Origin of the sequence: Kitasatospora dryopteridis (assembly GCF_050749075.1) — a bacterium.
Classification (GTDB): domain Bacteria; phylum Actinomycetota; class Actinomycetes; order Streptomycetales; family Streptomycetaceae; genus Kitasatospora.
On the sequence record NZ_CP192749.1, the window covers coordinates 775,947 to 800,251 of the forward strand.

Here is a 24,305-nt window from a genome sequence, read left to right on the forward strand (position 1 = left end):
GAGCACCCCAGTGATCGACTACAACCGCAAGCGCTTCCGGGCCGAGTCCGCCGCACCCGACTCCGAGGCCACCGTCGCCCTGTACCGCCAGGACGGCGACCTGCTGTGGGGCGAGTCCGCGGGCGGCTCCGTCCGCCGCGGATCGCTCACCGGCGTCGTCCGCGCCGACGGCGTCGCCGAGTTCGCGTACACCATGGTGCTCGCGAGCGGCGAGGTCGTCGCCGGGCACTGCGTCAGCACCCCCGAGGTCCTGCAGGACGGCCGCATCCGGCTGGAGGAGGTCTGGCGGCGGTTCGGCGAGAACGCCGACCAGGGCGTGTCCTACCTGATCGAACTCCCCTCCGGGACCTGACCGTTGCCGGCCGGCACGACCGAACACAACCGATCGCCCATTGGTGAGGAGACGCCGAGCTCATGGAAACCACCCCTGCACCGCATTCCTCGCACCCGCAGACCGACCCGGTCGAACTGACCCCCGACGAGGCCGCCCGGGCCGCCCGCACCGCCGCGGCCCTGTGCTCGCCCGAGCACCGGGTCGACGACCCGCAGTGGGTCGCCGCAGCCCGCGCCGCCTGGAGCGAACTGCCGCTGTCCGTACGGCAGAAGGTCCACGAGTTCCGCCGACGGCCCGGCGCCGCCGGCACCCTGCTCATCCGCAACCTGCCGCTCGGTGACGCGCCGATCCCCAGCACGCCCGCGGTGAACGGCTCCGTGCAGCGCGAGACCACCGTCGCCGCCGCCGTCCTGATGATGCTCGCCTGCGGACTCGGCGACCCCGCCGCGTTCCGGGCCGAGAAGTCCGGCGCCCTCGTCCAGGACGTCGTCCCGGTGCCCGGCCAGGAGGACTTCCAGGGCAACGCCGGGTCGGTGGCGCTGATGATGCACAACGAGAACGCCTTCCACGAGCACCGGCCCGACTTCGTCATGCTGCTGTGCCTGCGCGCCGACCACGAGCAGATCGCCGGGCTGCGCACCTCGTGCATCCGCGAGGCGCTGCCGCTGCTCACCGCCGAGACCCGAGAGGCGCTGTCGCTCCCCGAGTTCAGCACCCAGCCGCCGCCGTCCTTCGGCACCGGCGGCGCCGCGACCCCGCCGCACGCCGTCCTCTTCGGCGACCCGGACGACCCGGACATCCGGGTCGACTTCGCCGCCACCTCCGGCCTCGGCCCGCGCGCCGAGAAGGCCCTCACCGAGCTCGAGGCCGCCCTGGACCGGGTCAGCCGCACCGTCCGCCTGGTGCCGGGCGAGCTGGCCGTCGTCGACAACCGCACCACCCTGCACGGCCGGACGGCATTCCGGCCCCGCTACGACGGACAGGACCGCTGGCTGCAGCGGGCGTTCGTCCTCAACGACCTGCGGCGCTCCCGCGACCACCGTCCGGACGACGGCTATGTCCTGGTCCGCTGAGCCCCCGCCCACGGGCCCAACCACCCACCGCAGAACGGTAGCCGGTGAATGAGTGAGAACGAAGTCGTGCTGGTCGTCGGCAGCGGCATGCGCCGCTACCGCGAATACCTGCTGGCCGGAGCCGCCCGGCGCCACCCGGTGTGGCTGATCGACGCGGCCGACCCCGACTGGCAACTCCCCTACGTGACAGGTGCGGACACCGTGCCGCTGCTCGACCGCGCCCGCCTGGTGCCGGACGCCGAGGGCCTGCTGGCCACCGCCGTGCGGATCGCCGGCGAGCGCCCGGTGGCCGGGGTGTTCACCTACGACGAGACCCTGGTCATGGCCACCGCCCGGATCGCCGAGCAACTCGGCCTGCCCGGCCTCTCGGTGGACGGCGCGGACGCCTGCCGCAACAAGCACCGCACCCGCACCGCACTGACCGCCGCCGGCCTGCCCCAACCCGCCTTCGGCTACGCCACCACCGAGGCCGAGGCCCGGTCGCACGCCGACCGGATCGGCTACCCGCTGGTGCTCAAGCCGCGCGGCATGGGCGCCAGCATCGGCGTCGTCCGCGCCGACTCCGCGGCCGAGCTCGTCGCCGCCTTCACCGTCGCCGAACGGGCCGGCCACGGCGGCGCCCCCGCCTACGAGGGCGGCGTCCTGCTCGAGGAGTTCGTCCGCGGCCCGGAGATCAGCATCGACGGCGCCACCCACCGCGGTGAGTACCGGCCCTTCTTCGTGGCCCACAAGAGCCTCGGCGAGGAGCCGTACTTCGAGGAGGCCGGACACGTCGTCACCGCCGACGACCCGCTGCTGCACGACGCCGCACTGCTCGACGTCCTCACCCGCGCCCACCGCGCCCTCGGACTGCAGGACGGCATCACGCACACCGAGGTCAAACTCACCGACCGCGGCCCCGTGGTGATCGAGGTCAACGCCAGGCTCGGCGGCGACCTCATCCCGTACCTGGGCAAACTCGCCTCCGGGATCGACCCGGCGGCCGTCGCCGCCGACCTCGCCACCGGCACCCGGCCCGACCTCGCACCCACCGCCGGCGGCACGACCGGCATCCGCTTCCTCTACCCGAAGCAGGACTGCACCGTCACCCGCGTGCACCTCCCCGCGCCCGGCGAGGTCCCCGGACTGGTCGCCGCGGAAGCCATGGTGGAACCCGGCGCACGCCTGCTGCTCCCTCCGGGCGGCTACCTCTCCCGCTACGCCTACGTGATCTGCTCGGCCGACGGCCCCGAGGCCTGCCGGGCCCGCCTGGACGAGGCGGAACGCGCCGTCCTCCTGGACGCGACTCCGCTCGAAGCAGAGCGCGCCGACGCCTGAAGGCCGGACGCACCCGACCGGTGCACCCGGCCCGAACCGTCGCCCGCCGGGCGGGGCGACCCTCCGCCGCAGCCGACTCCACACCCGAATGGGGACCCATGCCTCTCACCGACACCATCCCGACCGCAGCACCGGCACCCCGGCGCAGCGGCCGCACCGCGACCAGGCGCCGCTTCCTGATGTGCCCGCCGCGCCACTTCGACGTCACCTACTCCATCAACCCGTGGATGGACCCGACCAAGCCGGTGGACGGCAGCCTCGCCCTCGCCCAGTGGACGGAGCTGCGCAACCTCTACGAGGAGCTCGGCCACACCGTCGAGACCATCGAGCCCGAACACGGCCTGCCCGACATGGTGTTCGCCGCGAACGGCGCCACCGTCGTGGACGGCCGGGTGTTCGGCGCCCGGTTCCGGCACGTCGAACGCACCTCGGAGGGGCCCGCGTACCTGCGCTGGTTCGCCGAGCGCGGCTACCGCGACGTCCACTGGCCCGAGCACATCAACGAGGGCGAGGGCGACTACCTGGTCGTCGGACGGCGCATCCTGGCCGGCACCGGCTTCCGCACCGACCCGAGATCGCACGCCGAGGCCCAGGAGTTCTTCGGGCTGCCGGTCACCGGCCTGACCCTGGTCAACCCGGAGTTCTACCACCTCGACACCGCGCTCGCCGTGCTCTCCGAGGACGAGATCATGTACTACCCCGAGGCGTTCACCCCGGGCAGCCGGTCCGTGCTCCGCGAGCTGTTCCCGGACGCGATCCAGGCCACCCCGGAGGACGCCGCGGTCTTCGGGCTGAACGCCCTCTCGGACGGGCGGCACGTCCTGCTGCCCGACTCCGCCGTCCACCTCAAGGAGCGGCTGCGCGAGCGCGGCTTCGAGCCGATCGGCGTCGACCTCACCGAGCTGCTCAAGGCGGGCGGCAGCGTCAAGTGCTGCACCCTGGAACTGCGGGACTGACACCCCGTCCGAACGGTGGCCGCCGACGCTCCCCGGCGCCGGCGGCCACCGTGCCGTTCGACCCCCGTGCCCGAACTGCGCAGCTACCCGCGCCCCTGGCGCAACCTCCAGCGCCAGAGGGCGTGGGCCCGGTGGTCGTGCTCGAAGCCGTCGCCGAGCGGGCCGACGCGCACGTACGCCTCCTCCGTCCGCGGATCGTCCCGCAGCCCTGTCGGGTCTACTCGCCGGTCGGGCGGAGGACGGCGATCTCCGGGCCGAAGGCGACCACCAGGCGGCCGTCGGGCGCTGCGGCGAGGGCGTGGACGGGGAACGGGAACAGCAGGCCGGCGGCAGTGCCGCGGCCGGTCGCAGGGTCGAGGAGGTGCAGCTCCCGGTCGTGGCCGATCGCGACGGCATGCGGGCTGCCGTCGGCCGCGGGCAGGACGGCGACCGTGGCCGAGGCGGCGCCGGGGGCGGGGATGCCGGCGGTCTGTTCCCCGGTGGCGAGGTCCCACAGGCGGAGCGTTCCGTCCCGTCCGGTGCTCGCCGCGGTGGCCGTGCCGTCGACGGTCGTGGTGGTCAGTGCCGTCACCCAGTCGGTGTGGCCGGTCAGCGGTTCGCCGATCTGGTGGCCGGTGGTGAGGTCCCAGCGGCGAACGGTCTTGTCCCAGCTGCCGGTTACCGCGACGGGCCGCCCGTCCACCACCGCCGTGGTGACGGCCGTGACGCGGCCGGTGTGGCCGGTGAGGGGCTCCCGCAGCTGCGTCCCGGTCGTCAGGTCCCAGACTCCGGTGGTGCGGTCGCTGCCCGCGGTGAGGAGCACCGGCAGGCCGTCGAGCACGGCCGTGGCCAGGTCCAGGACCCTGCCGTGGCCGGTCGGTACGGGGCGGTGCAGCTCCTCGCCGGTGGCCGGGTCGAGGGTGTGCACGGTGCCGTCCGGAGCGGCGCACACGGCGACCGTCCGGCCGCCGACCACGGCGGTCGTCAGGACGGCGGTGTCGGTCTGCAGCGGGTCGGCCGCCTGACGGCCGGTGGCCAGGTCCCAGGTGCGCACGGTTCGGTCGGTGCCCGCGGTGAGGGCGACGGGCCGGCCGTCGAGTGCGGCGAGGGCGAGCCCCCGGACGGCGCCGCTGTGCCCGGTGCGGTGGGCGCCGCCCGCCTGCGGCGCGGTGAGGTCCCAGGCGCGGACGGTGTGGTCGGCGCCCGCGGTGACGGCCACGGGGCGCCCGTCCAGGACGGTGGTGGCGATGTCCCAGACCTGCCCGGTGTGGCCGGTCAGCGGTTCCCCGTACGGCTGCCGGGTGGTGACGTCCCACACCCGGACGGTGCGGTCCGGGGCGGTGGTCGCCGCCAGCACCGTCGGCCCGGCGGACGCGGTGGCCACCGCGCGTACGGGGCCGGTGTGGCCGGTGAGCGACGGGCCCAGGGGCTGCCCGTCCCCGGTGTCGCGCACCGTGAGGCCGCCGTCCTTCTCACCGGCGAGGACGACCGTCCGCCCCGCCAGGTCGAAGGGCAGGGACGCGGCCGGCGATCCGTCCGCCGACGCGTCGCCGCTCCGGCCGGTGAGCGGGCCCCAGGGGACGTCCCCGCCGCCCGGGCCGAGGACGAGTTCCTGCAGGCGCTCCCCCGCGGGGGTGCTCCGCAGCACGCGCATGCCGCCCGCGTCCTGCTGGTCCGCCGTCAGGTCCCAGAGGTGCAGCGGCCCGTCGGCCGTCGCGGCGAGCGCGACCCGGCTCGTCCCCAGGTACACGTCCCAGGTGCCGCGTACGGAGGCGCCGCGACGGCCGTCGGCCAACGCGCCGATGAATTCCGGTTCGTCCTGGTCGGCGAGCGTCACGGCCACGGCCCGCCCGTGGACGACGGTCAGGGCCGTGGCGACTCCCGACAGAAGCCCGTCCGCCTCCGGTGCGGGGCCCTCGAGCGGCTCGCCGCTGCTCAGGTCCCACGCCTGTGGCGCCCCGCCGTCCCGGACGGTCACGGCGACGGCCCGGCCGCGGCCGTACTCGCCTGCCTCGACCACCTCCAGGGTCTCGCCGAGCTCGCAGCCGGCAGCGAGGTCCCAGACCCGCACGGGGCCGCCCGCGGCGCCGGTGACGGCGACCCTGCGCCCGTCGAGGACACCGAGCTCGACGACCGAGGGGTACGTGCCGAGGCGGTCGCCGGTGCCCGCGTCCCACACCTGCAGCGTCCGGGCCGCGTCCATGGTCAGCACCACCGGGCGCCCGGCGAGCACGGTCGTCTCCACCGCCCTGACGAGCTCGCCGGCCGGCTGCCCGGTCTCCAGGTCCCGGGCCCGTACCGCGCCGTCGGTGTCCAGGGTCAGCGCGAGAACGCGCCCGTCGGCCTCGGCCGTGGCGATCGACAGCACCTCTGCCGTCAGCGAGGACAGCGGGTCGACGTCGCCCGCCGCCCACTCGTGGAGCCGGTCGCCGGTGGCCACGTCCCAGACCCGCACGGTGGTGTCCCGGCTCGCGGAGACGGCCACCGGCCGCCCGCCGACGACCGCCGCTGCCACCGCCGTCACGGGCCCGTCGTGGCCGGTGAAGGTGCGCAGCAGGCGGGTGTCGGCGCCGGTGCCGCTCGCCCACTCCACGCTCCACTGCGCGCCCGGCTGCCCGGGCACCGCGGTGTCCCGGAACCGGGCGGACAGCTCCGTGTCGCCGACCCGGGCCGCGTCCAGGGCCAGCAACTGCCGCCGCTGCACCGGTGCGGCCGCCCGGTGCACGTCCGCCGATGCCCGGTACACGGCCGCCGCCAGGCGGGCCCGCGGGTCGGCGGCCGCCTCCAGCAGTTGCCCGACCCGTGCCGGATCGCCGTTCACCAGCAGCTCCGGGTCCGTCCACCACGCGCCCGCCCCGGAAGGGCCGGTGCCCGCGCCGTTCTCACGCTGATCGTCACTCACAACCGGCACCGTAGACGCCCCCACCCACATCCGGGCGACCACGGCCGGGCCGATGACGGCCTACCGGTACCAGTCGTCGCCATCGACCTCGTCAACCCCGGCGACTCCCTCGGCCGCCGTTCCAGCCGCCGAACCACCCTGGGCGTGCCACTCCCCGGGGCGGCCCACGCGCCCCGTAGGGTGTCCGACCGTGGAACTGGTAACCAGGGCAATGATCGCGCTCGGCGGCGGCGCGGTGTGGGGCGCGGTGGTGAGCTGCGCCTGGGCCCTCCGGACGGGCGGCGGCGCCGCGCCCGCGGACCGGCCGCCGCCCCGCCCGGCACGTGCCCCGTACCCGGAGCACGGGGAGTGGGACAGGCTCGCCTACTGGGACCCGATGCCAACCCTTGCGGAACTCACGGCGTCGATCGGCGATGCGACCTGGGAGCAGCGCAGTTGGCTGAACGTTCCGGGGCCGTTCTACTGCGGTGAGACGGACACCGGGCTCAACGGCCCCTTCCATCTGCCCGAGCACGTCCTGAGCGACGACGAGGGCTACGAGTTCGTCTACCGGCAGCCCGCCGACCCGCGCGAGGTGGACGCCTTGGTCGGTGTCGCGTACAACGAGCCGCTGGGCGGCTACGCCTCGGACGGCGACGAGCACTGGACCCCCGAGAGCGTACGGGCGTGGTGGGCCGGCCGCGGCCTGGTCCTCGACTGGCTGGCCACCGAACTCGAGCACCCGGAGGAGAGCGGCAACGAGGAGGGTCCGCTGCGCGCCTACGCCGCCCAGTTGCAGGACGGGACGGTGGAGAACTACCTGCGGGGCTACCTGTTCTGGCTGATCGAGGGCCGCGAGCCCCTGCTCGGCGAGGCCCTGCCGGACCTGGACCGGGACGGTACCGAGGACGACCGCCCCCGGCCCGACCCGGCCGCTTCCCTTCGAGCGTCGGACCGCCCCGCCGGCTGAGGAGGCGGGGCACCGGACGGGACTCAGCCGTTCAGGTTGAGGATCTCGGCAGGCGGCGGGGCCCGGTCGCCGGCTTGACGTCCTTGGCGCCGTTCGCCGGCTCGACACTGATGCGGGCGGCCGACGCGGCGTTCGCCGCGGTCGCGCCTCCCCGGGCTTCGCCGCCCGTGCCCCCGGGGCCGCTGCTGCCGGTGCAGGCGGTGGCGCAGAGCAGCCTTCCTCCTGCCGCCCCTGCCGCAATCGCCTTGCCGATTCTGTTCATTCGCCCCCTCGACGGTCTTCTCGCGGTTCACGCACGAGTGACCGCACGGGTTGCACGGGATCGCGATCATGTTCATCAGGAATGGACAACGGCGTCGGACGCGAGCGGGCGTGCTCACGAGCCCGGCGGCTCGGCGAGCGGATAACCGGTTGCCTGTCGGCGATGGTGGTGGATGCAATCCGATGCATGAATACGTCACCATCGGTACCTGGAGCCGGAAGACGGACCGACGGATCGTCCGTCCGGATCGGCGCTCTCGTTCCGCTGACCCGTCCCGGCTGGGTCGAGGCGGGCCGGCACCTGCTCGCCGGACTCGAGTTGGCCGTTCGCGACGTCAACGACGCCGGCGGGATCACCGGAAGGCCGCTCGAGCTGGTGGTCCGGGACACCGCGGCCGATCCCCGGAGGGCCGCGGCGGCCGTGGACGAACTGGCCGGCCTGGGCGTGGCCGCCCTGGCCGGCGAGTACCACAGTGTCGTCGCCCGCGCGGCCGCCGCCAGGGCCGACGCCCTCGGCCTGCCGTTCCTCTGCTCGTCGGCGGTTCTCGACGCACTCACCGAACAGCCGACGGGACGGGTCGCACGCCTCGCCCCGGCGCAGTCCCACGGCTGGCGGATCTACGCGGACTTCCTCCTCGGCGCGGGCCACCGCCGGATCGCCGTGGCGGCCGAGCCGAGCGTCTACTGGGCAGCCGGGGCCCGCATCCTGCGGGACCACCTCGCGCCGCGCGGCGGCGGCGTCACCGAACTCGACATGCGCTCGCTCGACCCCGGGGCCGTGTGCGACGAACTCGCCGACAAGCGCGCGACGGCCCTCCTCCTCCTGGTCGGCCACCCGGAACCGGCGGTGTCGGTCGTCAAGGCCGTCCGCCGCGACCGGCGCCTCGCCGGGATCATGATCGGTGCTCCCGCCGGGCAGCCGGAGTTCGCCGAATGGGCGGCGCTGCTGGGCGGCGACGGCACAGCGGTCCCGTTCCTGCGCTACCTGCCCGAGCGCCTCGGCCCGCTCGGTGCACGGGTCGGGGCGGCCCTGCGCGAGCGGCTGGCCGAAGCGCCCTCCTTCGTCGCCTACGAGGGCTACGACACGGTCGCCGTCCTCGCCGAGGTGCTGCGTTCGCACGGCCCGGACCGGGCGCGCATCGCCGGATCCTGGCCGCAGGTGGCAGTCGAAGGCACCCGCGGGCCGATCCGGTTCTCCCGGACGCCGGGCATCGGCGTGTGGCAGTGGGCCTGGCCGCCGGTCCAGGTCGTCGACCGGGATCCGGCGGAACCCGCCCGCTTCCGGGTCCTCCACACCGGCTGAGAGAGCACGGCGGCCCGCCGGTCAGAGCAGTTCGCGGACGGCCCGCCGCTCCAGGCAGAGCAGGAACCGGATGCATCCCCCTGGTTCCGGCGGCCGCCGGGCAGATCGTGTGCGGCCGCGCGGTGCGATGCTGTCACCGGGCGGACGCACGCGTCAGCGGCGCACGGGGAGCGGACGGGCGGCCCGCAGGCGCGCAGCGGTCCGACCGCGCGCCGCACCCGCTGCTACTGGCGCCGCCCGGGAACGGGGGCCGGCACGCGCGCGGTGCCGCTACTCCTCGCCGGAGAACCGCCCCCAGGCCGACTGCCGGGTGATGCCGAGGGATTCGCCGATCCGCGCCCAGGTGACGCCGCGCCGCCGCAGTTCCTGCACCCACGCCCTGAGGTTGTCCTCGACCTGGTCGGCGACGGCGGCGATCCGCGGAAGGCGGGTGAGCATCTCCTCGTCGGTCATCGAGCCCCACGTCGGCATCTGCAGGTCGACCGGCCGGCCACGGTACTCGGCGACGATCGACGCGGCGAGGTCGACGCACTGGTTGCAGATGTGCACCCCCGGCCCGGAGACCAGCTTGTCCACCTCGGCGTCGGACTTGCCGCAGAAGGAGCACTGCAGGGGGTCGTGCTCGGCCGTGCCAGCAGGCATGTCACATCCTTTGTCAGGTCGTTCCTGACGTGAGGATAGGCTTGTCAGGAAAATCCTGACAAGCCTCCCTGCGCGACGTCCGGTCAGCCCGCCTCCGACTGCACATCCTCCGCGAGCCCGACCCGGCGGGCGTTGCTCGTTCCGCAGTCCAGGCACACCACCAGGCTGCGCAGCCCGCCGTCGGGCTGCCGCCAGACCGGGCCGGCGACGTTCGACTGCTGCTCACCGCAGAACGGGCAGTCCGCCTCGCCACCGGTGAGGCGCCGCATCCTCCGGAACTCCCCGCCGGCCCGGTGCTGCACGCCCAGCCACGCACACGCGCCGCACTCCCACCACAGCTCCGGTCTCGGCCGCGGCCCGGACACGCCCCAGCGGTTCCGCCGGAACTCGACCCGTCGGGCGGTCAGCATCTCCCCGCACTGGGGGCATTCAGGATTCACAGCACGTCCCTTCCCCGCCGCCCCGCGCCCGAGTCCCCCGCAACCGTCCCGACGCGCACAAGTTGTCCGGTCGCCACTACCGGTGGCGTCCTGCGGGCGGGTAAGGGTTCGGTGCGGCTCCGGCCCGGGCGGGGGGCCGCCACGGGAGCGAACCGGACAGCGCGCCCGCAGCCGTACCGAGCAGGGCGCCCCACAGCACCCTGCCGGAGGCCTCCGACCAGGTGGCGACCGAGCCGTGGAACCACATCAGGTACGGCACCAGGCCGACGGTGCCGAAGACCACGCCCAGCACCCAGGCATCCGGGCGCGGACGGCTGCCGGCCCCGGGGGTGCGCCAGGCCAGTACGGTCAGCGGCAGCAGCCACAGCGAGAGCACGCTCACCGGCAGCCACCCGGGCAGCACGGCGAACACGCGTCCGCCGGTCAGCCATCCGGCGCAGTAGACCCATGCCAGGCACAGGATTTGGCACAGTGCCGAGCCGACGGCGAGCCGCCGCCGGCCGTCCGCCGGTGCGGTACGCAGTCGGCGCATGCCGATCGCCGCGAGGGCCGCCGCCCAGCCGGCCGCGACCGCGACGGGCACGCCCCTGAGCCAGGACCCGGCCTCCCGGGGCGGCTCCGGGAGCAGCTCCGGCCGGAACATCGGGTACGGGCGCAGCGCCCAGGTGCCGTCGGTGTCGCGGAGGAAGAGCCCCTGGTGCGGGTAGTGCGCGAGCACCCGGAGGCCGTCCGCCGTTTCGACGACCAGCACCTGCCCGGGCGTCGTGAACCCCGACGCGGTCGGCTGCGCGCCCGCCTCCCCGGACGCCCCGGCGGCCTGCGACGACGGGACTGCCGAGGGGAACCCCGGGGAAGAGGCCGTCGGGAGTCCGTGTGCTCCCGCGTGCCGGTCCACGCGGGGGTCGAACACCGGCTGCCAGGTGAGGCCGCCGTCCCGGCTGCCCTCGACCGGCGATCTCTCGTCGGTCACGCGGTAGCAGATCCGCGGGTCCGCGGCCGAACAGCCCGTCGTAGGCGCACTCTTGCCCGAATTCCGCACGGCGGAGTCCTGCGGCTCGTGTTCCACCAGCGTCCAGGTCTTCCCGCCGTCCGGGCTGGTCCACCGGTCGTCGCTGGTGACCAGGACGGGCCGCCCGTCCACGCTCACCAGTTCGTACCAGGCGTCGGCCACCGAGGTGGCCGCCATGGCCGCCACTGCCAGCGGCACCGCCAGTACGGCCGCCGCCCGGCGCCCCCGGCCGGGGAGGTCTCGCCTGGTCCACAGCCACCAGCTCAACCCCAGCAGCGGCAGCGCCACCAGGTCGGCGGGGTCGCCGACGATGCGGCTCGGCACACCGCTCGACGACCACACCAGGGAGGCGATCTCGCCGCCCGCCGGGCCCGACTTGGCGAGCGCGAAGGCGACCGCCGTGCCACCCAGGCCCACCCGGGCCGGCCAGTCGCCGCGCAGCCGCAGGAGCGGCACCAGCAGCAGCGCGAGCACCGGCGGCGCGACCAGCATCCAGGCCAGGTCGCTCAGCTTGCCGGTCACGACACCCGGCCAGAGCCGTTTGCCCACATGGTCGTTGAACGCCAGCACCAGCACCGCGGCCAGCGTCCCCGGATGCCCCGCCCACCGCAGGACCGCCCGGATCGCGGCCCACTCCCCCGTACTCCGCATACCGTCGAGTCTCGCGCGCGCCGGTCACGCCCGCGACACGCGGAGATCACGGGCCGGGCCGACCCCGTGGACCGCAGTGGCCGAGGGGCGAATTGGCCCAAGATCCCGCTGTCCGAATGCCCCGTGCAATTGGTCCTTTACGGCACTAGGGTAATGATCATGACGATGTATCAGAACCTCCCCGACACCGCCCCCGACACGGAGGCCGCCCGCCCCGTCCTCACCCGCTGCGCCGAGGCGGAGACCTGCGCCGACCCGAGCAGCGTGATGACCCTGCTCGCCGATTCGGCCGACACCCAGGGCGCGTTCACGAGCTACCGCTCCACCTTCGCGCGGGGAGCGGTCGGCGCCCCCGCCCACTTCCACACCCGGGCGTGGGAGCTGTTCTTCGTGATCAGCGGCTCCCTCCAGGTCCTGGTCGGCGATGAGGTGAAGGTGCTCGGCGCCGGAGACTTCCTGGCCGTCCCGCCGCACACCCCGCACGCCTTCGCCGCCGCACCCGGCTCCGAGGCGGACGTGCTGTTCGTCTTCACGCCCGGCATGGAGCGCTTCGACTACCTGCGGCTGCTCGGCCGTGTGATGCGCGGCGAGGCCGACCCGGCCGAGATCGCCGCCTCCTCCGAGCAGTTCGACAACCACTACGTCGACAGCCCGGTCTGGCGCGCGGCCCTGGAGCGCTCGGCGTGATCGGCCCCGACACCCCGGTCCGGCTGGCCCGCCCCTCGCTCGACCTCGCGGCGGCGGAGCGCTTCTACGTCGACGGGCTGGGGCTCGAGGTGCTGTGGCGCACCACCGAGCGCGTGCCCGGCGAGCACGACCTGCTGATGGTCGGCCCGCCTGGCGCAACCTGGCACCTCGAACTCACCCACGACCCCGAACGCCCGCTCCGCCCCACCCCGACCGTCGACGACCTCCTCGTCCTCTACCTGGGCACCCCCGTCGACCCCGCCCTGGTCGAACGGCTCACCGCGCACGGCGGCACCCGGGTCCCGGCCCACAACCCGTACTGGGACGAACACGGCGTCACCGTCACCGACCCCGACGGCTACCGCCTCGTCCTGTGCACCCGCACCTGGAACGCCTGACACCCCGATCCGGACCCGGACGGAGGTGTCAGCGGGGGAGCATGTCGGCGAACGGGTCGGGCTCGCCGGTGTGCGGGTCGAGCCCGGCCTTCCAGCGGCGCTGCTGCTCGAGCCAGTGCACGAACGTCGGCTCCCCGCCGCGGACGTCGATGCTCAGCGGGTACTCCTCGAACTCGTCGAGCAGCACCCTGCGCAGGAACTCGGCCATGCCGCAGGCGTACAGCGTGAAGCCGTCCCGGGTGTGGCGGCCGCAGACGAGCACGGGCCAGCGGTCCGGGTCCGGATCGGCGGTGTACCAGCAGAAAATGTCCGCCCCCGACGTGACGCCCCACGCCAGGATGGCGTCCGGGCCGATGTCCAGACCCCTCCTGGCCGCCCACCATCTCCCAGGTGTGGCGGGCATTCGCGGTCTCCCCCTCCAGCGACCCCGGGTCCCACTGGATGCCCTCCGTGGGCAGCGGGAGCAACACCACCACCTCCCCGTTGACCGCGCCGCCCCCGTACCGGGACATGAAGGCCATGTAGTCACTCGGCAACGCAGTGCCCCAGGCCGCCTCGACAGCCGCCCGGTCGACATGCTCATCGGCAACGAACTCCGGAGGCAGGACCCGCAGCAGGGCAGTGATGTCAGGGTGGTCGTGCATGAACCGGCTTTCGTCGAGGGTCGGTTGCGGCTGCTGCGGATCGGTCACGGCCGAAGGCTACGCGGCCCGCCGGACACGACCGCTGCAGCCCGCCCGCGAACGGGAACTCCGTCCGGGCCGGCCGGCCGACGACGCGTGCCGGTGGCTTCAGGGGGCCGCTCGATCGGGTCTTTGTGCAGGCAGAGGGTGTTCCGGGCCTCTGGAACAGGTGGCCTAGGGTTGCCGCATGACGACGACACTCCCGGGCGGGGAACGCCTGCTGTACGGCTGCATGGGGCTGGGCGGCGACTGGGACTCCGAGAAGTACGGCTCGCAGGACATCGCCGCTGCGGAGGCGGCGGTCGAGGCGGCGGTGGACGCCGGCATCACGGTGTTCGACCACGCGGACATCTACCGGCGCGGGAAGGCGGAAGCCGTCTTCGGCGAGGTCCTGTCCCGGGCACCCGGACTGCGCGAACGGATCACCGTCCAGACCAAGTGCGGCATCCGGCTCGCCGACGGTGACCGGCCCGGCATCTACGACCTGCGCGGCGACAGCATCCTGCAGCGGGTCGAGGAGAGCCTCACCCGGCTGCGCACCGACGTCCTCGACACCCTGCTGCTGCACCGTCCCGACCCACTGGCCGACCCGGCGGAGGTCGCCGAGGCGCTGATGTCGCTGCACCGGCAGGGCCTCGTGCGGGCGTTCGGCGTGTCGAACATGGGCGCCGCACAGATCGAGGAGTTGCAGGCACATCTGGACGTGCCCCTGGTGGCGAACCAGCTGGAGATGAGCCTGGCGCGCCGGGACTGGCTCGAGGCCGGGGTACTGGTGAACACGGCCGCGGCGGCCGGCAACGGCTTCCCGTTCGGGACGGTCGAACACTGCCGCCGGAACGGCATCCGGATACAGGCCTGGGGTGCGCTCGCGCAGGGCCGCTACACCGGCCGCCAGGAGACCGACCGGGAGCAGCGGACGGCGCGGCTCGTCGCGTCGCTGGCCGAGGCGAAAGGCACCACGCCGGAGGCGGTCGTGCTGTGGTGGCTCCAGCGGCACCCGGCACGGATCGTCCCCGTCGTCGGCACGGCCAGTCCGGCCCGCATCCGCGCCTGCCGGGATGCCGCCGTCCGCGAGCCCGAACTCGCCCACGAGGAGTGGTACGACCTCTGGCTCACGGCACGCGGCGAACCCCTGCCGTAGGGCCGCCCGGCGCCCGGCCGCGGCCCCAGGTGCAACTCTTGGGTTGCACCTGGGGAGGCGACGTGCAACCCTGGAGTTGCATCCACTGCCGGAAGTGAAGGAGTTTCCTCATGAGTGCGGACCGGATCGAGCGCGAGACCCTGATCGCAGCACCCCTGGAGCGGGTCTGGTCGCTGGTGACCGAGCCCGGGTTCTGGGTGGCCGACGAAGCCGCCGTGGCCGGCACCGTCGCAGCGGCGGGCTCGACCGTGGTGGTGAAGAACCCCGAGTACGGGGACTTCCCCGTGCGCGTGGAGAAGGTCGAGCCGCAGACGTACGTCGCCTACCGCTGGGCCAGCGCCTTCCCCGGGGAGGAGCTGCGCGAGGACAACAGCACGCTGATCGAGTTCACGCTGGCCCAGGAGGGCGACGGGACGCGCCTGCGGGTCGTCGAGAGCGGCTTCGCGGCGCTGGCCGGCTCCGAGGAGCTGCGCCTCAAGGCCGTGCAGGACAACACCGGCGGCTGGTCGCAGGTGCTCGACGCGTTCAGGACGCGCGCCGAACAGCCCTCCTCGTGACCGAGGAGGGCCCCGGCCCTGCGGAGGCGGTCGACAGCGTCCTGACCGCCCTGGCGGACCCGACCCGGCGCCGGCTGCTGCACCTGCTGGCCGCCCGCGGCGAGGTCACCGCGACGGTGCTCGCCGAGGGCCTGCCCGTGTCGCGGCAGGCCGTGGTCAAGCACCTGGCCGTCCTGGACGCCGCCGGGCTGGTCACCGCCCGGCGGGCCGGACGCGAGGTCCGCTACTCGGTACAGCCCGCGGCGCTGGACGCCACGGCGCGCTGGATGTCCTCCCTCGCCGCGGACTGGGACCGGCGACTGGCCCGGATCAAGCGCCTCGCCGAAGCGGCGGAGCAGGACCCGCCCCCGCAGCCGTGAACCGCTGCCCCGATCCCCACCGGATCGGGGCAGCAGAACGACGGCCCGGGGCTCGCCGCCGCCTACGGACGCGGCCCGGCGAACTCGCGCAGCGTCCGCTCGTACCGGCCGCCGAAGTCGACCCTGGTGATGTCCTTGAAGCGGAACTTCGACACACCGGTGTGCCAGTGCGCGTCCGTGTCGACCTCGTGGAGCCGCAGCGACTTCGGCCGCAGCTCCGCAACGGCCCCGATCCAGCAGGCATCCGGTGCCTGCCGCTCACGGCTCACCGCGACCAGGCCGAACCCCCGGCCGGCGGCCTCCAGCAGCCCCGTCAGGCCGTCCAGCGGCAGTGCCGGCCCGGGCAGGCGCACCGGCCACTGCCCGCGACGGCGCAGCGCCCTGACGGTCAGGCAGGTATCGCCGCCCCGGCGGCGGACCTCGGTGATGTCCGCCGTCCGCACCGCGGCGAAGCCGTCGAGCTGGATGTCCGTGCAGACGGCCAGCAGCGTCCAGCCGGGCGTCGCCGCGACCGCGAAGCCCTCGATGCGGTCCGCACCGCGGATGCCCCGGCGGATGCGTATCAGCTCTCCGCTGCGCACGGCCCGGTCGAGCCGCCGCTGTACCCGGTCGGCGCCGGCGTCCGGCCCGGCCCCGTCCACGTCCGATCCCTTGCCGTTCGATGCCATGCCCGGATTGTGCACGGCCCCTGCCGGCCCGGTCATCCCGATTTCGCCCCCTGTGGACAACCTTGCGGGGCCCGTCGCACGGCCGAGCGGATCCGTTCGCCGTGGAGGGTCCGTCGACGCAGCCCGGCGGGTGTTCGGGCGGTGGAGTAGGTTGGATATTCGAAGATCACGGCGGACCTGCGGCAGGGCTGCGACCGTACCGCCACCGAGGACACGGCATGAGCACTCCGCACGACCTTCCCGAGGGCCTCCCCACCCCCGAGCAGCTCAGTGCGGCCCGCGCGTTCGTCGCTGCGCGCCGGCAGCGCGGCGCGGCAGGGCTGCGGCCGGGCCGCGCCAAGATCGCCACGGCGCTCGACGCCTGGTCCGGTGCCGTCGACCAGCACCTCGCCCGGGCCGAGGAGGCCCTGGCGAGAGGTGAGGCGGGCGAGGCCGCGCGGGCCTGGGCCGTGGTCCTCGAAGGCCTCGCCGCCTGGTCGACGCACCCCGGCTTCCCCTCCTGCCTCCGCGCCGACGCCGGAAGCGCCCGGCACGGCGGCTGAGGGGACCGGCAACAGTGGGGGCGACGGCCCTGCCGGGGTCAGGAGCCGGTCACGGGCTCGTGAGGACGACGAGCTGCCGGGTCGCCCGGGTCATCGCGACATAGCGGTCGACGGCACCTTCGATGCCGGTACCGAACGCCTCAGGGTCGACCAGGACGACCAGGTCGAACTCGAGCCCCTTCGACAGCTCCGGCGTCAGCGACCGCACCCGTGGCATCTCCCGGAACGCCGGGTCCCCGATGACGCAGGCGATCCCTTCCGCGTGCTCGGCGAGCCAGGCCTCGAGGATCCGGTCCAGCTCCGGGACGGATCCGTGCACGACGGGGATGCCGCTGCTGCGGACGGAGGCCGGCACGTTGGCGTCCGGGATCGCGGCCCGGACGACCGGCTCGGCCTCGGCCATGACCTCCGCCGGTGTCCGGTAGTTGATGCCCAGTGAGGCCACGGTGATCCGGTCGAGCCCGATCCGCTCGAGCCGTTCCTGCCACGGCTCGGTGAACCCGTGCCTGGCCTGGGCGCGGTCGCCCACGATGGTGAAGCTCCGGGACGGGCAGCGGAGCAGCAGCATCTGCCACTCCGCGTCGGTCAGTTCCTGCGCCTCGTCCACGACGATGTGCGCGAACGGGCCGGCCAGCCGGTCCGGGTCGGCGGCGGGCAGCGCGGCCCCGTCGACCAGGCTGTCCTGCAGGTCCCGTCCGCGCAGCATCGTCACCGCGCCCTCGCCGTCGTCGTCGGCCTGCAGCAGGTGGTCGATGACGTCGGCCATGCGCGCGCGTTCGGCGGCGACGGCGGCCCTGTGCCGGCGCTGCCGCCGCGCCGCCTCCGGGTCGCCGAGGCGCTGCCGGGCCGCGTCCAGGAGCGGCAGGTCGGACACCGTCCAGGCCCGGGCGTCCCGGCGCCGGAGCTTGTGGACCTCGTCGGGGGTGAGCCAGGGGGCGCACATCCGCAGGTAGGCGGGGACGGACCACAGGTCCCCGACGAGGTCGGCCGCCTCGATCAGCGGCCAGGCGCGGTGGAGGGCCGTGACCAGTTCCTCGTCCTGCTGCAGCGACCTGCGGAACTGCTCGGGCGGGACGTCGTCGCCGTCGTACTTGTCCAGCAGGATCGTGACCAGCTCGTCCCAGACCTGCTCGCGGGCCTCGTTGTGCGGCGTGCCCGGGTCCGGCGCGTCGAACGCATCGGCCCAGTCCTCGGCGCTCAGCCAGATGTCCGACCAGTGCGTCGAGACCGTCATCCCCTCGGTGGGCGGCTCCTCGTAGAACCTGACGGCCTTTTCGATCGCCTTCACCATGTCCGCGGACGACTTCAGGCGGGCCACCTCGGGGTCGGTCTCGACCGCCGCCCCCGCGCCCTCGGCGACGAGGTCGCGCAGGGTGCAGGTCTGCACGCCCTCCTCGCCCAGGCTGGGGAGGACGTCGGCGACGTACGCCAGGTAGGGCTGGTGCGGGCCCACGAACAGGACGCCGCCGCGGCGGTGGCCGAGCCGGGGGTCGGAGTAGAGGAGGTGGGCGGAGCGGTGCAGGGCGACGACGGTCTTGCCCGTGCCCGGCCCGCCGTCGACGACGAGCGCGCCGCGGGAGCCCGCCCGGATGATGGCGTCCTGGTCGGCCTGGATGGTCGCGAGCACGTCCCGCATCCGGGCCGACCGGTTGCCGCCCAGGCTGGCGATGAAGGCGGACTGGTCGTCGAGCGCGGCGCGCCCCTCCAGCCCGTCGGCGGTGAACACCTCGTCCCAGTAGTCGCTGATCCGGCCGCGGGTCCAGCGGTACCTGCGGCGGCTGGCCAGGCCCATCGGATTGGCGTGGGTCGCGGCGAAGAACGGCTCGGCCGCGGGCGAACGCCAGTCGAGCAGCAGTCGGCGGCCCTCGCCGTCGGTCAGGCCGAGCCGTCCGATGTACACGGGCCCGGCGTCGTCGGCGCCGACGATGTGGCCGAGGCACAGGTCCAGGCCGAAACGGCGCAGGGCGCGCAGCCGGCCGGTCAGGCGGTGGATCTCCGCGTCCCGGTCCATCGCACCGCGGCCGGCGCCGCCGGGCGCCCTGCGCGCGGCGTCGAGGAGGTCGGACAGTTCGGCGACCGCCCGGTCGAGGCTCTCCGCGACGGCCGCGAAGTGCCGCTCGTCGTCGGCGATCAGCACCGGGTCGGCCTTGGCGGCGAGCCGGTCGGGAAGGTCGAACGCACTGGTGGTCAAAGGGTTCATGTCATGCGCTCCGATCCGGGGCCGTTGCCGGGGCTTCGGTCGGCACGCACTGCCGCTCCTCCGCACCGAGTGCCCGCTGCCGCAGCGCACTTCCCGCCGCCGGTTCGGCGGCACCGCACCAGGCGTGGATCAACAAAAGCACAGGCACTTCGCAAATCTCCCATTTCCGCAGCTTCCGGCTTCAGCCAGCGATTTTGCGGCATGACCGGGGCCTTGCCGCAAGACCCCCACTGCGGTATACGTTGAGAGTGGCGGAGGATGGGTGTTCTCCTTCGCCCCACGGTCCGCCGTAGACGGACAACTCCCTCCGCAGGAATCACACGTCCCGCCATGACGGACGTTCAGCCGCCCGTCCGCTTCTGTGACCCGCGTCACATCCGGCTCCTGTCAGCAATCGGGGCGCCGTCTCGTTCAAGGGGCACGCGAACGAGACAGGAGCAACGCCATGAAGCACCGCATCGTCGTACTCGGCGCCGGATACGCGGGCGCCTTCGCCGCCGGAAACCTGGCCCGCCGGCTCTCCCCCGCCGACACCGAGATCACCGTCGTCAACGCCGCGCCCGACTTCGTCGAGCGGATGCGGCTCCACCAGCTCGCGATCGGCCAGGACCTCTCGTTCCGCAAGCTCGCCGACGTCTTCGCCGGCACCGGGGTGCGGCTGCGCCTGGCGCGCGTCACCGGCGTCGACCCCGAGCGCAGGACCGTCGCCGTGACCGGCGAGGACGGCGACGGCGAGCTCGCGTACGACACGCTTCTCTACGCGCTCGGCAGCTCCGTGGCCCACCACGGCGTCCCCGGCGCGGCCGAGTACGCCTTCGATGTGACCGGTCTGTCCTCGGCGCTGCGCCTGCGCGAGCGCCTGGCCGCACTGGGCGAGGGCGGCACCGTGCTGGTCGTCGGCGAGGGACTGACCGGCATCGAGACCGCCACCGAGTTCGCCGAGTCCCGGCCCGACCTCTCGGTCGCGCTCGCCGCCCGCGGCGAACTGGGCGCCTGGCTCTCCCCTAAGGCCCGCCGTCACCTGCACCGGGCCTTCGACCGACTCGGCATCACCGTCCACGAGCACACCGGCATCGAAGCCGTGGAGGCTACACGGGCGATCGCCGCCGACGGTACGTCCGTCCCGGCCGACGTGACCGTGTGGTCGGCCGGCTTCGCCGTGCACCCCGTCGCGGCCGCCTGCGGCCTGGAGGTCGCCGAGACCGGTCAGATCGTCGTCGACCGCACCATGCGCTCGGTCTCGCACCCGGACGTCTACGCCGCCGGCGACTGCGCCTACGCGATCGGCAAGAACGGCCGGCCGCTGCCGATGTCCTGCGCCTCGGCCGGCCTTACCAACATGCAGGCGACCGCCTCCATCATCGCGCGCCTGACGGGCAGTGAGGTCCCGACCGGCGGGCTGAAGTACCACGGCAACCACATCAGCCTGGGGCGGCGGGACGCGATCTTCCAGATGGTGGACGGGGACGTCCGGTCGAAGTCCTGGTACCTGGGCGGCCGGACCGCCGCACGGCTCAAGTCGGGCGTGCTCAAGGGGGCCGGATGGGGCATCGACCACCCGACCTTCGGCATGCCGAAGCGCAGGCGCCGCCTGGCCACCGCGTCCGACCGGGCCGGTGCGAGGGTCGCGGCATAGGCTGCTCCGCATGGACAGCGCAGCCGTCAATCGGTTCGAGGCCGGCCGGGACCGGCTGGCCTCGCTCGCGTACCGTCTGCTCGGCTCGGCGGCCGACGCCGAGGACGCCGTGCAGGACGCGTTCCTGCGCTGGCAGGCCGCGGACCGGGAACGCATCGAGGTGCCGGAGGCGTGGCTGACCAAGGTCGTCACCAATCTCTGCATCGACCGGCTCCGCTCGGCGCAGGCGCGCCACGAGCGTGCCGTCGGGGACTGGCTGCCCGAACCGCTCCTCGAGGGCGACCCGATGCTCGGCCCCGCCGACACCTTCGAGCAGCGCGAATCGGTGTCCTTGGCCGTACTGACCCTCATGGAGCGCCTCTCGCCGGTCGAGCGGGCCGCTTACGTCCTGCGCGAAGCCTTCTCGTACCCCCACGCCGAGATCGCCGGGATCCTCGGCATCACCGAGTCCGCGAGCCAACAGCACGTCCACCGGGCCCGACACCGGGTCGCCGCCGAGCGCCGCGGCGGCGACGAGGTGGACCCCGCGTCCGCACGCCGGATCGTCGAGGAGTTCCTCGCCGCCGCCACGTCGGGGCGCACCGAACGGCTGGTGGCGATGCTCACCGCCGACGCGACCGCGGTCTCGGACGGCGCCGGACTGGCGAGGCGGCTGCTGCGGTACGGCACGCGCGAGCGCATCGCCGTCTACGTGCGGGCCGGCTTCAAGCCCACTCCGGCGAAGCGGCGGCTGGCCGGCGGCTCCCCCGCGATGCACATTGTGCGGGTCAACGGCTCCCCGGCCGTCGTCGCCGTGGTCGACGACCGGGTCGTGGGCACCGTGGCGTTCGAAATCAGCGACGGCAAGGTCGCGTCCCTGCACGGCATCGCCGCCGCGGACCGGCTCGCACGCCTCAACGAGGCCTGGCGGCAGCACGAACCCGACGCGCCGGTCATCAGCGCATGGTGACCCGGGTCGGAGCGAGGACGGCGCGGGCAACCGTGGTCGAAGCGCTCCCAGGTGTCCGGACGGGTTGTCACCGGCGGTGTGCCGACGACAACCCGTGCGGAATCCGACGGGTCCGTGGGGGGAACCACGGCCCGAACGCTGCGGTTCAGGGGCGGACGGCGCCCACGTACGGCATGTACTCGATCGGGGTGATCTCGATGTTCTTGCCGGTGCGCGGGGCGTGGATCATCTTGCCGCCGCCGATGTAGATGCCGACGTGGTGCAGGTCGGAGTAGAAGAACACCAGGTCGCCGGGCTGGAGGTTGCTCTTGGCGATGCGCTGGCCGGCGTTCCACTGGTCCTGGGAGACCCGGGGCAGCGAGACGCCCGCCGCGCGCCAGGCGGCGCCGGTCAGTCCCGAGCAGTCGAAGGTGCCGGGGCCGGTGGCGCCCCACTCGTAGGGCTTGCCGAGCTGCGCGTAGGCGAACTGGACGGCGGCCGCGGCGCGGCCGCTGGCCGGGCCGGTGTACGTCTCGCGGGCGGAGTCCCGGGAGGAGCGCGAGTCCTGGGCGTTCACCTTGGCGCGGTCGGCGGCCGAGAGGGTGTTGAGCAGCCGGGTGGCCTCGGCCAGCCTCGACTGGACCTGCTTCTTCTCGGCGGCCAGCGCCCGGTCGGCCTGGTCGAGCTGGGCCAGGACGGTGCTCGCCTCGGCGCGCCGCTGGTCCAGGCGGCGCTGCTGATCCTGGAGCAGGCGCAGCAGGTCGCTCTGCGAACTGGCCGCGATGTCCTGGGCGGAGGCGCGCCGGAGGTAGTTGTCGGGGTCCGCGGAGAGCATCAGGGCGACGGAGGGGTCGACGTTCCCGGTGCGATACTGGTCGGCGGCGACGGCGGACAGGCGCTCCTTGAGACCGCCCATCTTCTCCTGGGCCGCGGCGACCTGGTCCTGCAACTGGGTGGCCTCCTTCTGCAGGCGCTGCTGGTCCTCCTTGAACTTGTTGTACTTCTCCGTGGCGGCCTCGGCCTGCTCGTTGAGCTCGTCGACCTGGGCCTTGACGGTGGCGAGGTCGGCCTTGGGCTCGGCCTGGGCGCCGCCCGCGGAGGCGAAGAGGGCGGAGCCCGCGGCGGCCGTGGTCACGATGGCGATGCGGGCACGGCTGGGCGGAGCAGGTTTGCGTCGGGTCCCCATGGCGTGCGGTCACTCCTTGGCTGTCGTGCGGGCCGCCGCGGGTGCAGCAGGCGTCCTCGAACATGCGGCGGCGACCGCCGACCGCGTCTGTGCTAAGTAACTTAGTAGATGGGGGCGGGGGCGTGGCAAGCGGCCCCCTCCGGAGGGCGATCCTGCCCCGGCATGCCGCCGAAGGCAGTCGGACACCCCGAGGGAAACGCGCCCGACGGTTCAGGGGCCGCAGGCGATCAGGACGGGGAGCGCCGGGAGCAGGGCGGCCGCCGTCCAGCAGGCGATCCGTGCGGCGGCGGGCAGTTCGGTCTGAGGGGTGGTCAGGCGGCGCAGGCGCTCCACGGCTTCGTGCGCGCCGAGCGCCAGCGCGCCCTCGGGCGCCGGGTGCGGAGCGACCCGGCAGAGGGCGTGTGCAACGGCGTCCCGGCCGGCGATGCGCACGGCGGCGTCGTCGGCCGCCATCTCGCACAGGACGGGAACGCGCCGGGCGGCGGCGCAGGCGAGCGGCAGCCACGGCAGTGCCCGGCCGAGGGCGCCCACGGCGGCGACCGGCAGGTGGTGGCGGCCCGCCAGGTGGGCGCGTTCGTGGGCCAGGACGGCCGCCCGCTGCGGGGCGGTCAGCTGCTCGGCGGCGCCCCTGGTGAGGACGATCCGGCCACCGCGGCCGGGCACGCACCAGGCGGCCGGACGCGGGTCGTCCACCAGGACGGTCCCGTCCGCCGCGGGACGCCCGATCAGGCCGAGCAGCCGCCGGTGCCGGGCCCGCGCGCGAGCGGCCCGGACGCAGCCCACGGCCATCACCGCCGCGGCCGCGGCGAACACCGCTGTGGCCAGCAGCAGGGCCTGCGCGTGCCCGCCCCAGCCTTCGTCCGCGGAGGCGGCCTCCCCGGCGCGCAGCCAGCTCACCAGCCAGGTGGCGCGGTGGCCGGCCGACGCCTGGTGCGCACCCATGGCCAGGGCGGTGGCGCAGAATCCGAGCAGGGCGCACCAGAGGGCTGCGGCGGCCCGCGGGGCACGTGCCGTCCAGGCGGCCCGCTCGAGGCGCTCCGGCAGCCACCAGCCGACTGCCAGCACCAGGGCGGCCAGCGCGGCGAGCGCGCTCACCTGTCGTCCCCGGGTGCGGGTTCGCGTGCGGGTTCGGGTTCGGGTTCGGGTTCGGCGAGGATCTCGCGCAGGACCGCCGCCTGGCCGGCGTCCATGCCGCCGACGAACAGCATCAGCGCCGCACGGGCGTCGGGCGCCTCGCCCAGCACCTCGCGCATCAGCTCGGCGGTGTACGCCTCGCGGGACCTCGCGGGTGCGTACACCCAGGCACGGCCTTCCTTGGTGCGGGCCAGGAAGCCCTTGCGGTACAGGATGTCGGCGACCGTGTTGACGGTCGTGTAGGCCACCGGCCGCACCTGGTTGAGGTCGTCCACGACCTCCCGGACGGTGGCGGGTCTGCCCCACGACCACAGCCGGTTCATGATCTCGGCCTCCAGCTGACCGAACCCGCGCACCCCTGCCACCCGAA

General features: G+C 74.2%; 24 protein-coding genes. 14 read left to right on the forward strand and 10 right to left on the reverse strand.

Going from position 1 to position 24,305, the window contains the following annotated elements; translation table 11 throughout:
- The first annotated feature begins 10 nt into the window (after positions 1–10).
- The 4 genes from ACQ614_RS03490 to ddaH all read left to right on the forward strand — a co-directional run bounded on the left by ACQ614_RS03490 (position 11) and on the right by ddaH (position 3,680).
- On the forward strand, positions 11–352 hold the full coding sequence (locus ACQ614_RS03490; protein ID WP_431676665.1) for a hypothetical protein: 342 nt from the start codon (positions 11–13) through the stop codon (positions 350–352).
- Positions 353–414: 62 nt separating this feature from the next.
- The gene (locus ACQ614_RS03495; RefSeq protein ID WP_431676666.1) at positions 415–1,407 is read left to right on the forward strand and encodes a TauD/TfdA family dioxygenase; all 993 of its coding nucleotides are present in this window, start codon (positions 415–417) and stop codon (positions 1,405–1,407) included.
- 48 nt (positions 1,408–1,455) lie between these two features.
- Positions 1,456–2,724: an ATP-grasp domain-containing protein gene (locus ACQ614_RS03500; RefSeq protein WP_431676667.1), complete on the forward strand. Its 1,269-nt coding sequence runs from the start codon at positions 1,456–1,458 to the stop codon at positions 2,722–2,724.
- 98 nt (positions 2,725–2,822) lie between these two features.
- Entirely contained in the window at positions 2,823–3,680 is an 858-nt protein-coding gene (gene ddaH, locus ACQ614_RS03505; RefSeq protein WP_431676668.1) for a dimethylargininase, read from the forward strand.
- A gap of 217 nt (positions 3,681–3,897) precedes the next feature.
- Here ddaH and ACQ614_RS03510 read toward each other — a convergent pair whose 3' ends face one another.
- Positions 3,898–6,561 (reverse strand): WD40 repeat domain-containing protein, encoded by a 2,664-nt coding sequence (locus ACQ614_RS03510; RefSeq protein ID WP_431676669.1) that lies wholly within the window; start codon positions 6,559–6,561, stop codon positions 3,898–3,900.
- 190 nt (positions 6,562–6,751) lie between these two features.
- Here ACQ614_RS03510 and ACQ614_RS03515 point away from each other — a divergent pair, with 190 nt between their 5' ends.
- The gene (locus ACQ614_RS03515) at positions 6,752–7,510 is read left to right on the forward strand and encodes a hypothetical protein (RefSeq protein ID WP_431676670.1); all 759 of its coding nucleotides are present in this window, start codon (positions 6,752–6,754) and stop codon (positions 7,508–7,510) included.
- A gap of 448 nt (positions 7,511–7,958) precedes the next feature.
- The gene (locus ACQ614_RS03520) at positions 7,959–9,074 is read left to right on the forward strand and encodes an ABC transporter substrate-binding protein (protein WP_431676671.1); all 1,116 of its coding nucleotides are present in this window, start codon (positions 7,959–7,961) and stop codon (positions 9,072–9,074) included.
- Between the two features lie 270 nt (positions 9,075–9,344).
- On the opposite strand, the gene ACQ614_RS03525 is transcribed toward ACQ614_RS03520, so the two are convergent.
- From ACQ614_RS03525 to ACQ614_RS03535, 3 genes are all read right to left on the reverse strand, one after another.
- Complete coding sequence (locus ACQ614_RS03525; protein ID WP_431676672.1) at positions 9,345–9,716, reverse strand: ClpX C4-type zinc finger protein; 372 nt, start codon at positions 9,714–9,716, stop codon at positions 9,345–9,347.
- Positions 9,717–9,799: 83 nt separating this feature from the next.
- Entirely contained in the window at positions 9,800–10,126 is a 327-nt protein-coding gene (locus ACQ614_RS03530) for a hypothetical protein (RefSeq protein ID WP_431676673.1), read from the reverse strand.
- Positions 10,127–10,232: 106 nt separating this feature from the next.
- Complete coding sequence (locus tag ACQ614_RS03535; protein ID WP_431676674.1) at positions 10,233–11,816, reverse strand: hypothetical protein; 1,584 nt, start codon at positions 11,814–11,816, stop codon at positions 10,233–10,235.
- Positions 11,817–11,981: 165 nt separating this feature from the next.
- On the opposite strand from ACQ614_RS03535, the gene ACQ614_RS03540 reads away from it, so the two are divergent.
- Positions 11,982–12,503, forward strand: a complete 522-nt coding sequence (locus tag ACQ614_RS03540) for a cupin domain-containing protein (protein WP_431683814.1) — start codon at positions 11,982–11,984, stop codon at positions 12,501–12,503.
- Complete coding sequence (locus ACQ614_RS03545; RefSeq protein ID WP_431676675.1) at positions 12,500–12,901, forward strand: VOC family protein; 402 nt, start codon at positions 12,500–12,502, stop codon at positions 12,899–12,901. The genes ACQ614_RS03540 and ACQ614_RS03545 overlap by 4 nt, the downstream gene beginning before the upstream one ends.
- 28 nt (positions 12,902–12,929) lie before the next feature.
- Here ACQ614_RS03545 and ACQ614_RS03550 read toward each other — a convergent pair whose 3' ends face one another.
- Positions 12,930–13,304 (reverse strand): hypothetical protein, encoded by a 375-nt coding sequence (locus ACQ614_RS03550; RefSeq protein ID WP_431676676.1) that lies wholly within the window; start codon positions 13,302–13,304, stop codon positions 12,930–12,932.
- A gap of 467 nt (positions 13,305–13,771) precedes the next feature.
- On the opposite strand from ACQ614_RS03550, the gene ACQ614_RS03555 reads away from it, so the two are divergent.
- The 3 genes from ACQ614_RS03555 (at position 13,772) to ACQ614_RS03565 (ending at position 15,641) form a co-directional block, all read left to right on the forward strand.
- Positions 13,772–14,725, forward strand: coding sequence for an aldo/keto reductase (locus ACQ614_RS03555; protein ID WP_431676677.1), 954 nt, complete (start codon positions 13,772–13,774; stop codon positions 14,723–14,725).
- 110 nt (positions 14,726–14,835) lie between these two features.
- Entirely contained in the window at positions 14,836–15,282 is a 447-nt protein-coding gene (locus ACQ614_RS03560; protein WP_431676678.1) for an SRPBCC domain-containing protein, read from the forward strand.
- A complete protein-coding gene (locus tag ACQ614_RS03565; protein ID WP_431676679.1) occupies positions 15,279–15,641 on the forward strand; it encodes an ArsR/SmtB family transcription factor in 363 nt (120 codons plus the stop codon). The genes ACQ614_RS03560 and ACQ614_RS03565 overlap by 4 nt, the downstream gene beginning before the upstream one ends.
- 62 nt (positions 15,642–15,703) lie before the next feature.
- On the opposite strand, the gene ACQ614_RS03570 is transcribed toward ACQ614_RS03565, so the two are convergent.
- Entirely contained in the window at positions 15,704–16,309 is a 606-nt protein-coding gene (locus ACQ614_RS03570) for a hypothetical protein (protein ID WP_431676680.1), read from the reverse strand.
- A gap of 218 nt (positions 16,310–16,527) precedes the next feature.
- On the opposite strand from ACQ614_RS03570, the gene ACQ614_RS03575 reads away from it, so the two are divergent.
- A complete protein-coding gene (locus ACQ614_RS03575) occupies positions 16,528–16,851 on the forward strand; it encodes a hypothetical protein (protein ID WP_431676681.1) in 324 nt (107 codons plus the stop codon).
- A 49-nt stretch (positions 16,852–16,900) separates the two neighbouring features.
- Here ACQ614_RS03575 and helR read toward each other — a convergent pair whose 3' ends face one another.
- The gene (gene helR / locus ACQ614_RS03580) at positions 16,901–19,051 is read right to left on the reverse strand and encodes an RNA polymerase recycling motor ATPase HelR (RefSeq protein WP_431676682.1); all 2,151 of its coding nucleotides are present in this window, start codon (positions 19,049–19,051) and stop codon (positions 16,901–16,903) included.
- Positions 19,052–19,496: 445 nt separating this feature from the next.
- On the opposite strand from helR, the gene ACQ614_RS03585 reads away from it, so the two are divergent.
- On the forward strand, positions 19,497–20,687 hold the full coding sequence (locus tag ACQ614_RS03585) for an NAD(P)/FAD-dependent oxidoreductase (protein ID WP_431676683.1): 1,191 nt from the start codon (positions 19,497–19,499) through the stop codon (positions 20,685–20,687).
- Between the two features lie 10 nt (positions 20,688–20,697).
- On the forward strand, positions 20,698–21,636 hold the full coding sequence (locus ACQ614_RS03590; protein ID WP_431676684.1) for a sigma-70 family RNA polymerase sigma factor: 939 nt from the start codon (positions 20,698–20,700) through the stop codon (positions 21,634–21,636).
- Positions 21,637–21,781: 145 nt separating this feature from the next.
- On the opposite strand, the gene ACQ614_RS03595 is transcribed toward ACQ614_RS03590, so the two are convergent.
- The 3 genes from ACQ614_RS03595 to ACQ614_RS03605 form a co-directional block, all read right to left on the reverse strand.
- Positions 21,782–22,801 carry an NlpC/P60 family protein gene (locus tag ACQ614_RS03595; protein ID WP_431676685.1) on the reverse strand — a complete coding sequence of 340 codons (1,020 nt, stop codon included), beginning with the start codon at positions 22,799–22,801 and terminating at the stop codon, positions 21,782–21,784.
- 210 nt (positions 22,802–23,011) lie between these two features.
- Complete coding sequence (locus tag ACQ614_RS03600; protein WP_431676686.1) at positions 23,012–23,896, reverse strand: M56 family metallopeptidase; 885 nt, start codon at positions 23,894–23,896, stop codon at positions 23,012–23,014.
- On the reverse strand, positions 23,893–24,291 hold the full coding sequence (locus ACQ614_RS03605; protein WP_431676687.1) for a BlaI/MecI/CopY family transcriptional regulator: 399 nt from the start codon (positions 24,289–24,291) through the stop codon (positions 23,893–23,895). The genes ACQ614_RS03600 and ACQ614_RS03605 overlap by 4 nt, the downstream gene beginning before the upstream one ends.
- Positions 24,292–24,305 lie beyond the last annotated feature (14 nt).